This is a genomic window from Sinorhizobium sp. 7-81 (assembly GCF_030124405.1).
Classification (GTDB): Bacteria; Pseudomonadota; Alphaproteobacteria; order Rhizobiales; family Rhizobiaceae; genus Sinorhizobium; species Sinorhizobium psoraleae.
In genome coordinates this window covers 152,500-162,163 of sequence record NZ_JASKLT010000010.1, presented here as the reverse complement: position 1 = coordinate 162,163, position 9,664 = coordinate 152,500, and the positions used below count along the sequence as shown (strand labels likewise).

Here is a 9,664-nt window from a genome sequence, read left to right as displayed (position 1 = left end):
CGTGGCTAGCCGGAAACAGATTTCTGCGAACTGCCTCGAAATCGGAGATCATCTCGCAGCGCCCCTCATTGCTGTCGAGCAAGGTGATGTTTCTCTCGATGGACTTGGCTCTGCCGTGCAGGCATCTGAGATGAGGGCGCGTTAGGTGACACTCGGCTTTTCCACCAGCTTCTCGACCAATCGCCTGAGTTCCGACGGCGTCGTTTGGCGAGCCACGACCTCATGGTAGCCGATCCCAGCGCGGCGCAGCGCTTCCTTCTTTACCGCGTCGCGCGCGGCCGCGGCCCTTTGATGGTGCGCTCCGCCCTGATATTCGATAACGTGCCGCGGTTGGCAATTGCCATCCACCAGTAGCAAGTCGACACGTTTGGAGTTGATGCAACGGTAGGCGTCCGCGTCGGTGCTTCGGAGGATCTCGCCCAGTGAAACCTGAGCCATTACTTGCCAGGAAGAATTGCAGCCGATCACCATGCTGTCGAGTTCCCGAAACACGCGGGCTTCGCTCTTGTTCAGCAACGGCTGGATGGTGAAATCCGAGCGCATGACGACACGTAGTTGATCCGTGGCGTCGACCGGTCTCAATGGCTCCGCAGCTGGTATCTGGGGCCAAGGCCCCAATACGATGCGCTCGTGGCTGCGCCTTTCTTCCCAGCGTGACCTGTTTCTCTCCCGCCACGCCTGTTTTCTCATAGCGCCTAGGAACTGTTCAATGGCCATGCCGATGAGGAGGCCGATAAACAGCGCGGCGATCAGCAGTTCAGGCTTTTCGAAGTCTGCAACGGTTATACCGCCCGAAACGCCTACTGCGGCAACTCCGATGATCAGCCAAGGTGCTGCGAACAGCACCGACCTTTGCCGATAGTGCATGCCCCTCTCCAGATTTCCCGCCTGGATAGTAGAACGCGTGGACGACCCGCGAAAAGTCACCCAAAGGCATTAGATCTCGCACGAGGCCGGACTCGAATTCCAATGTCACTCGCGCGACGGTGGTTTACGGCGCCGCTACACGGCGTGTTGCTAGGTTGTTCACGTTCTGGGCCAAAATGATCGCATAATGTATCGACTGGAACGCTGCCTTCGACCTGCCCGTCTTGGGTTACTAGCCCACCTTGTAGCGGGCCGTCTGGCCATCTTGAGGTGGGTCACCGAACCCGACAGCCGAAATATGCACGAATGCGACCGCGTACACATGCTCGTGCCGAAGCGGTTCGTGACTGGAACCACCTGAACTTACAATTCTGGCAACCGCGTGCATCGGGGCGCTTTTTTGGTCGCACAGATCTGCTTAACCTAAGATTGAAAAAAGTCTTCGGGCCCGTATGGTGAGGCGGTCGCTCGAATCGAATTCATTGCCCGAGGTTTTCAGTGCCAGCCGACTCATACGAAGATACTCCAGCCGCCTTAAGAAGCCCGCGGCTTCAGAAAGTGGGAGGAAAAAACGGGATAGCAGGCGAGTTTTTCGTTCCGGCCTATCAACGCGGTTATCGTTGGGGACGACATGAAGTAGATGCGCTTCTGAACGACGTCTATGCCGACGGAAACCGCTCGCCGTCAGACAACTATTGCCTTCAGCCCGTTGTGGTGAAACGGCGTGCCGCGGACAACGCCTACGAGCTCATCGATGGCCAACAGCGTCTCACCACTCTGTACTTGATCTATCGTTATCTAAACCTGGAAGTGGGCGTTGAGCCGGGCCATCGGTTCTCGCTGACATACGAGACACGGCCAGCTAGCCAGGAATATCTGCGATCCCTCGATGCGGAGCGGATGAACGATAACGTCGATTTCTACCATATGCATGAGGCCTATGAGTGCATCGAAGACTGGTTCACGGCGACAGCGGCCCGTCTAGGCATTCCGTCGAAGCTCATCGCATTCAAGGTTTTGGATTATCTCGAAAATCTGGTTTACGTTATCTGGTACGAGCCCGATAACATCGACGCGACTACTCTTTTCATACGGCTTAACGTGGGGCGCATTCCGTTGACGAATGCCGAACTAGTAAAGGCGGTGCTTCTTTCCAAGGACCTCGACGCTCAAGACTACCAGCGACGTATCGAAATCGGATCGCAGTGGGACGCAATCGAGCAGGACCTACAACAACCGGAATTCTGGGCGTTTCTCAGCAATCTCGGCGGTGCGGATTATCCAACCCGTATCGAACTCCTGTTCGATCTGATGGCCAAACGCCGTCCGGATGAAAAAGACCGGTTCTTCACGTTCCTGCACTTCAAGAACACACTCGACGCACGAGCGAAAACCAACTCATCGAGCGTCTGGGCTGTAATCGTACAGTGCTACCAAGTCCTTCGGGAGTGGTACGAGGACCGCGATCTATACCACAAACTGGGCTACCTTATAGCGGCGGGCACGCCGTTGCGGCAGCTGCTGGATCTGTCGGAGCTGGAGCAAACGAAGTCGGCGTTCAGCCGCGCAGTCGATCAGTTGATAGTTCGTTCCATCGGCCTCCCTCAGGCAGGCATCATGGAGCTGAACTACGAAACCAGTTATCGGAAATGCGAGGACGTGTTGCTGCTGTTTAACGTTGAGACCGTACGGCGGCTCAAACATTCGACTGAGCGATATCCTTTCCATGCCCATAAGAGCGAGAAGTGGTCTCTGGAACATATACACGCCCAGAACGCGGAATTGCTGACGACGGTTGAGGAATGGCGCCATTGGTTGGCCGACGGTAAGGCAGCTCTGGGAAAGGTGCGCCTCAACGAACCGGACCTCGATACCGAAAGAATGGCCGTGATCTCGGAAGTGGAAAAAGCGCTGTCTACCCACCTAACCGAGAGCCGATTTACAAAGCTTTCTAGGAGGATAACCGCTCTCCTGAGCCCGGACGGAGATGACGACTCGATCCACAGCATCGCAAACCTGGCGCTTCTATCCCAGCCTATCAATAGCAGTCTCGGGAATCAGACATTTGCCGTGAAAAGATTGAAAGTTGTCGATCATGACCGGAAGGGAGCGTTCATTCCGATCTGCACCAGACAGGTGTTCCTGAAGTATTATGCCGACGCGGGAAGCGAGCAAATGCACTTGTGGAGCCGTAAGGATCGCGAAAGCTATTTGGAGGCGTTGATCTCCGCGGATCGTGGCGTGGGACAGTATCTGCTTGGTGCACAATGATGAAAACTTCATTCCGCAATATGTTTCGTTCTTCGGATATCAAGACTATTGAGATCCCTATAATTCAACGAGATTTCGCACAGGGACGACCGAACCCGGAGGTCAAGCGTATACGCCGGTCTTTCCTAGATGTCCTCAAGCAGGCACTGACGGGTAACGACGAAATAAGCCTGGACTTCGTGTACGGCGATACCAAAGACGGTCGATTCATTCCGCTCGACGGGCAACAACGACTTACGTCGTTGTACCTTCTGCACTGGTACATGGCCGTCCGCTGCGGCGTCGCCGATGCGGAGCGGGATTTCATCACAAGGTTTACCTATCACACACGCTTTTCGTCCCGCGATTTTTGCACGAAACTCGCAACGATCAGCCCGGAACTTGACGGACGTCCAATTTCCGCATGGCTTCAGGACCAGCATTGGTTTGCCGGTTCCTGGAGGAAGGACCCCACGATACAGTCCATGTTAGTCGTTCTCGACGACATTCAGGCGCTGTTCACCGACGTCGATATCGAAGCCTGCAGGGTCGCGTGGGGGCGTCTCACGTCGGAGGCGAGCCCTAATATCACGTTCGAGATCCTTTCGCTCGAAGAGATGGGGCTCACCGACGAGCTTTACATCAAAATGAACTCCCGCGGAAAGCCGCTCACGGAATTCGAACACTTCAAGGCGCAGTTCGAGCAGATCTTGAAGGAGTTCGAGGAAGCGTTGCCGGAGGATGCAAACCGAAGTAGCCGCTATGCCGAGTTCTCGAGGAAAGTCGACCAAGAATGGGCGGACCTAATCTGGCCCTTCCGGGGAACAAGCGACAACGCGGATGAGCAGTTTCTCCGACTTTTCAGTTTCATTACAGACATCACGATCTGGCGACACGGCTTGGAAACTCGGCCTGCAGACGAAGACTTGGAGGCCACTGCCAAGGCGATCTATGGAAGTTCCCATGCGGATGCCGCGTTGGCCGCACAAAAGTACTTGTTCTCGGTGCTCGATGGCCTCCGAGCAGAATTTGCTTCTGCAACCAAGATGGCGGAGATCGACCATTGGTTCGGAGCGCTGTTCGCGAACCACGAGCACAGCCCGGGCACCGTCACCATCTTCGACGACACCAATCTCCTCGATGATTGCTGCAGAAGCTACGGACTAAGCCACGGTCGCAACCGCGCGTTCAGCTTGCCGAGAGTACTCCTGCTCCATTCGGTTATCGAGTACATTGTTGCGAAGTCGAGGCCCTCGCGTGACGAGGTAAACGTAAGGATGCGTTGCCTGCGGAACGTGATCTTTGCGTCCCAGAACGAAATCCGCGTGGAAATTTTCCGGGCTCTTCTCGACGAAGTCTCTGCCTACGTCGTCAGCGGAGATCTGGCGGTGCTCAAGAGTTTCAACCGGGCACAGGTCGAGGAAGAGGTCGCAAAAGCGTCGTTTCTGTCGGCCCACCGATCGGCGGAACTTCGCGAGGCGTTGTACCGTCTCGAGGATCACGATCTTCTTCGCGGCAATCTCGCGATGTTCGACTTGAATGTAGACGAGCGGGTTTTCATTCGACGCGCCCGCGCGTTCGACGCTCTTTTCGGCGGAATAGCGTCGCACCAGGAAATATCGCAAGCGCTTCTGGCGTGCGGTGACTACTCGCAGAAGATCGCTGGCGACCGTTTCCAATTCGGAAGTCCATCGCTTCCGAGCGTCTGGCGCGACCTCTTCGTCGCGCGAAGCAGACCGGGGGTCGATAACACTAGGGCCACGCTTACGAAGCTGCTCGACGCACTTCAAGGCGAAGGCCTCGTCGACATCGAAGCGACCCTTCGCAGGATCTCGGAAGATTATCTGCGGGAGGCGGTGGCGTCGAAGAAATATGACTGGCGATACTACATGACCAAATACCCGGCCATGCGCTCGGGGAAGAGCGGCATCTTCATCTCGTCGAGCTACGAGATGGGCTTCGATCTCTGCATGATGGAGCAAACGCGGCTGAGCAGTTACTACTCCGATCCCTATGTCCGCGCAGTGCTGGAACTGGCTGGAGTGCCGCGAGACGAATACTTTTCAGTCTGGCACTACGGGTATGCCGGATACGAACCGGCTAGTCGCTGGAGTTTTTACTCGTCCAACACTCGGCACTTCGTGCGGGTTACACAAGAGGGCTTCGAGTTCAAATCCGGCCGTAAGTCGAGGATTCAGTCGATATTGGACGAACACTGCGCTGACGGCGATGGAAGACTGAATGTTCGTCAATCCACCATCGCTGGCACTGTGTTCGACAGAAAGGACCGCATCGTGGTGGCGGCCGATCTAGTCAGGGAAATAATCGAATGCGAAGACTAGGGCCTGTACTACGGGGCTTGAAGGAACCATGAGGTAGTGATTTTGATCCCAGTATTAACGGCGGCTGCGTAGAGGATACCAATTGAATAGTTTGGATTATCTCGTCTGAGGATTTTTGGGTTCGATTCCTTCAAGGCAAAGGATCTGAGATGGCGCCTTATGGCTGCGTTTCTGCTTTTCCGATGATGTGAACTGCCCCCCAATTTCGATTGGCAGTTGGCCCAAGCCTAAGTAGAAAGGCTCAAGCACAGGCTTTAGGTCAAGCTTATGTCCAACGAGTATCGACGTATTGAAGATGAGACTGCCGATTGTGACATGAATGGGGGTTATACTACGATTGGCACTGCAGAGGATAGGCACAGCGGCACCGGAAGGCGGGCAGCCAGGGCCCATCCGTTGATGACGCTTCTGAATTACCGTCCCCAATAAGGTGCACGCCAGCCGGCTTTAAGCGCCTGCGCTTCGTCGCAGAACCACCGTTCTCCTTGCTTGACGTCAATTTTGGTCTTCTTGTACCAGGGCGACCAAGGCGTATGGTATATCAGCCCGTTTTCAGAAATGTTACCCTTAATCGGGCATCCGTCAGGAGCTTCTTGCTGCCCGAGTTTCCAAAGTTCGGCGCGATAATCCCATGGAGCCGTTACTTTGTCGGTGATCCAAACTCCGATGTTATTTTGGTGGGCCCGATCTTCGAGATCGACATAGTCATTGGAATATTTGCGAAACGCCCAAGCATAACCGCTTGCAACCATCATTGCATTGATGTCTTTGCCGGCAACCTTGCAGACGGCGATTGTTCTCCCGTAGCCATCTTGACCACGGTCATCGCAGTCAACCGTTTGACCAAGGACGAGCCCTTCGAGAGCGGAGATGGCGGCCTTGCCGCAATCCCATGATGATTTGCCGTCCGGCTTCCTGCATTTTTGACCAGCCTCGGGCGCGTCGATCCCATGCAGCCGATAAACAATGCCATTCAGCGCTATTGTATCGCCGTCAATTACTCGCGTCGGAGATTTCGCCCAAGCATGGCCTCCAAAGACGATCGTGATTAGGCAAAGAAGGATTCGCACCACGGTTTCAAATTGTTGTTGAAGGAATCTAAAACTAAGCAATCAAAAAATCCCCGTTGGCTCCGCCAATTCTCGGTATAGGCCCGACACAAGCGTGTGTACCATTTGGCTGACATCTCCCGATCGCGCACTGTAGGATTTTTTAGCCAGCATACAGTCTCACCCAGTTTCGGTGAACCCAGCCAGATTTGCACGGTCCGGTATAAGGCTGTGTCGTAATCCACGGTGTGGTGACGTTGCAGTCTTGGCGCTGCTTGGAGTAAACGACACCAAGCCACTTGCCCTTTGTCTGACAGAGATACACCTGTTCGCCGTTGTAAAGGCGGTCGAGTTCAGCATACTTGGCTCCTGGCCCGCTTCTCACGGCAAGAAACCCGTCGCCTGATGGGTCGAGTCCCTCAATCACACCGTTCGCGCCGCATGCGTCGAAGTCGGGGTTGGCTACGATCACAATGGGAACCTCTGGCTTTCGGCGTGGTCCTTCGCTTGGGGAGGTTGCCGTTTCGACCGCCCCTTCTCGAGCCGGTTCCCGTTCGACATCCAATTTTCCGGTTTGAACCTTTTCCTGACCCGGTGGCGGAGTTGGGGGCCGATACCCGGCGATTGGGTTGCGGCTTCCCGCGTTCGAGGCGGAGTCCTGACGTGCGTTGCCTAGCGCAGCGAAGAGGCGGCATTGGTTCGTGGATGTTTGATGGTCGAAGCCAAGGCAGCCCTTCCTCTCGGTGCACACTTTGCGGCATTCATCGAGCGACATCAAAGTTTCCGCCGACGTCAGGCCGCCGAGTGAAGTTCCAGGATAGTTGAGGAGTTCACCAGTTGTAGCCTGTTGGGCAAGGAGCGAATGGACTGGGATAGTAAACAACAGGATGCAACAAAGAAACGCTGTGGCGACAATTGCCGCTGGGCGCACCTTGAAGTTTCCAGACAGGCGCATGCTCCCTCCAATTCTAAAACCAACACTTTGATGGGGGCTCCACCAGCGCGAGGCGTACTGCACAGATCAGCAACCGTCGAGAGCCTTGATCTGGGAAATGAGCGTCTTCCCAAAGATATAGACGGTAGTTACGTCTGCCCTGCCACGGCAGCGCCTGCCTTGATCCGTGACGTAGTCGTAGCTGACCCGAACGTTGTCGCGATCGTGGAGAGCCGTGCCGGTTAGGGTCAGCGGCTGCGACATCGCTCCGAAAAAGGACTGAATCGATACCACGCTAAACGGCCCTCTGCCACGTTTCTCTGGAACAACATGAGCCGAAGCGCTTTCGCCATCGGCCGCGGCAAGCGCGGAGTAGAAGGCGGTGACAGTTCCCATCGGGTCGTAAGGCGCTGCCGGCTCTTGAGCCCCGGGCGCGGTCCTCTCGACCGCTTTTCCTCGATCTACCGCCCGTTCAACATCTAATGTGCTGGTTTGAATACCTTCCCGGTCCGGTGGCGGAGTCGTGGCCCGATACCCCGCGATTCGACTACGAGTTCCCGCATTCGAGGATGGATCGGGAGTCGCGGACCCTACGCTCGCAAAAAGCCGACACTGGTTCGTGGCGGCCTGATGGTCAAACCCGACACAGCCCTGCCTGTCGACGCACAGCCTGCTGCAGGCACCGAGCGACGAACGGGTTTCCGCTGAGGTCAGCCCCCGGAGCGAAGTTCCAGGGTAGCGGAGGAGCTCACCGCCGGCAGCGGAGTCCTGGGCATGGACCGCCTGGGACAGGATTGACAGCGACAGGACGCCGCAAAGGGCGGCGACCGTTGCCGCTTCACGAACCTTGAAGCGCGCAGTCTGGCGCATGCTTACTCCATCATTCAAATCGATCATGGTCGGGGCTGAATTTTCGCGCCGCTTTCCATTCCGCCCCTCGGGAACCGATTGTCGGCGTGGTCGAACAAGTGACACTCCCGCTGCCGTATCGAGAAGCTGAAAGCAATGCACTGCTCTCGACCCCAGCACAAGTTCTCGCATTCGTCCCGTGAATTCGCAACGCGCGAATTGCCGATGCGGCTGCCGCTGATGATGTAGTCGCGATAGTATTCCATGACGACCGATGCGTCCCGGTAGCCGGGATGAGCCGTTCCGGTCAAGACGCCCGTAGTCGCCCTCGGCTCGAGCCTGAGTTCGGCAGTCCCGCTCTTCAGGAAGCACTTTTGGTTCCACTCGTTGAAGGTGAAGGCCCGGCATTGCTCGTTGCCCCGGCAGAAATTCTCGCATTGGGTCAGCGATGTCGCGGTCCCCTGGTCGAGATCGAATCCATACAGGTCATAGTTCGCGTAGTGGTCGAAGGTGCGGGGTGGTCCTGCGACCGGCGTCGGTTCCCTGTATCCGGTTATCGGGTAACGTGTCCCCGCGGTCGATGCCGTATCCTCGCGGGCGGACGCTATGCCTCCGAACAGCCGGCATTGGTTGATCGATGAAGAATGATCGAAGCCCGCGCAACCGGACCTGTCGGTGCATAGCTTTCGGCATTTGTCGGGCGTCATCGTGACTTCTGCGGTCACCAGGCCGTTCAACAGAGTTCCAGGATAGTTAAGGAGTTCTCCCGGGGACCCAGTTTCCTGGGCGAAGAGCATCTGGGCCGATACGACAGTCATTACCGCGGCGACCACGGCGCGCACGGTTTTCGTCCAATCGGAGAAGGCTACTTTGTACTGGTTCATGCTCTTCACTTTCGCAAGGACCGACGTAACGCAGAAAGAATTGAGAAACTCTCTCGATGGTTGAGGTGCTTCCGGTCGGGCGGTTTCTATCTCCGTGGCCTACTGTGGGTCGAAGCGCAGGTTGGCGTTCTCACCGGTGGTACTCCAGCTTTCGACAGTGCAGTCCCTGGCTCTTTTGGGCGCTGGTCCCCGGAGGAAGAACGGAACCGACGACGAGGGGTCGAACGTCCCCTGCACCTCATACTGAATGATGCCGCATCGGCTGTTGGTCAGCCGCGCATTGCCGACGAGACTGCCGCCCTCGTCGAGAGTACCCTTGAACAGAGTCGACCCGGAGCGGATGCCGACTTTCAGCAGTTTGCTCTTGGGGACGTCGTAGACGATCTCGATCTCGCTACTGCCGTTCTCCTTGGGCGTCTGGTGCAGGACCATGACGCTGCCATTGTGCAGCCAGGCCGATTGGCTCGGTTGGGGAAGGGGAGACGGCGG

The 9,664-nt window shown here is 56.4% G+C and carries 8 protein-coding genes; 2 read left to right on the top strand and 6 right to left on the bottom strand.

The features are described from left to right. Positions 1–141: 141 nt before the first annotated feature. The gene (locus tag QN224_RS26090) at positions 142–867 is read right to left on the bottom strand and encodes a DUF2726 domain-containing protein (RefSeq protein ID WP_283978976.1); all 726 of its coding nucleotides are present in this window, start codon (positions 865–867) and stop codon (positions 142–144) included. Positions 868–1,365: 498 nt separating this feature from the next. On the opposite strand from QN224_RS26090, the gene QN224_RS33935 reads away from it, so the two are divergent. Then, a complete protein-coding gene (locus QN224_RS33935) occupies positions 1,366–3,138 on the top strand; it encodes a DUF262 domain-containing protein (protein ID WP_283978975.1) in 1,773 nt (590 codons plus the stop codon). Next, positions 3,138–5,459 carry a DUF262 domain-containing protein gene (locus tag QN224_RS26080; RefSeq protein WP_283978974.1) on the top strand — a complete coding sequence of 774 codons (2,322 nt, stop codon included), beginning with the start codon at positions 3,138–3,140 and terminating at the stop codon, positions 5,457–5,459. The genes QN224_RS33935 and QN224_RS26080 overlap by 1 nt, the downstream gene beginning before the upstream one ends. A gap of 413 nt (positions 5,460–5,872) precedes the next feature. Here QN224_RS26080 and QN224_RS26075 read toward each other — a convergent pair whose 3' ends face one another. The 5 genes from QN224_RS26075 to QN224_RS26055 all read right to left on the bottom strand — a co-directional run bounded on the left by QN224_RS26075 (position 5,873) and on the right by QN224_RS26055 (position 9,607). Continuing rightward, positions 5,873–6,523, bottom strand: a complete 651-nt coding sequence (locus tag QN224_RS26075; protein ID WP_283978985.1) for a thermonuclease family protein — start codon at positions 6,521–6,523, stop codon at positions 5,873–5,875. Positions 6,524–6,671: 148 nt separating this feature from the next. Beyond that, entirely contained in the window at positions 6,672–7,463 is a 792-nt protein-coding gene (locus QN224_RS26070; protein ID WP_283978973.1) for a PAN domain-containing protein, read from the bottom strand. Between the two features lie 66 nt (positions 7,464–7,529). Continuing rightward, on the bottom strand, positions 7,530–8,312 hold the full coding sequence (locus QN224_RS26065) for a PAN domain-containing protein (protein WP_283978972.1): 783 nt from the start codon (positions 8,310–8,312) through the stop codon (positions 7,530–7,532). Between the two features lie 23 nt (positions 8,313–8,335). Beyond that, positions 8,336–9,175, bottom strand: coding sequence for a PAN domain-containing protein (locus tag QN224_RS26060; RefSeq protein ID WP_283978971.1), 840 nt, complete (start codon positions 9,173–9,175; stop codon positions 8,336–8,338). Positions 9,176–9,274: 99 nt separating this feature from the next. Continuing rightward, complete coding sequence (locus QN224_RS26055) at positions 9,275–9,607, bottom strand: hypothetical protein (RefSeq protein ID WP_283978970.1); 333 nt, start codon at positions 9,605–9,607, stop codon at positions 9,275–9,277. Positions 9,608–9,664: the final 57 nt, after the last annotated feature.

What these genes read in the sequence shown, in the direction of transcription:
- QN224_RS26090 (WP_283978976.1), bottom strand. Translation starts at nt 867, where the DNA reads ATGCACTATCGGCAAAGGTCGGTGCTGTTCGCAGCACCTTGGCTGATC.
- QN224_RS26080 (WP_283978974.1), top strand. Translation starts at nt 3,138, where the DNA reads ATGAAAACTTCATTCCGCAATATGTTTCGTTCTTCGGATATCAAGACT.
- QN224_RS26070 (WP_283978973.1), bottom strand. Translation starts at nt 7,463, where the DNA reads ATGCGCCTGTCTGGAAACTTCAAGGTGCGCCCAGCGGCAATTGTCGCC.
- QN224_RS26065 (WP_283978972.1), bottom strand. Translation starts at nt 8,312, where the DNA reads ATGCGCCAGACTGCGCGCTTCAAGGTTCGTGAAGCGGCAACGGTCGCC.
- QN224_RS26060 (WP_283978971.1), bottom strand. Translation starts at nt 9,175, where the DNA reads ATGAACCAGTACAAAGTAGCCTTCTCCGATTGGACGAAAACCGTGCGC.
- QN224_RS26055 (WP_283978970.1), bottom strand. Translation starts at nt 9,607, where the DNA reads ATGGTCCTGCACCAGACGCCCAAGGAGAACGGCAGTAGCGAGATCGAG.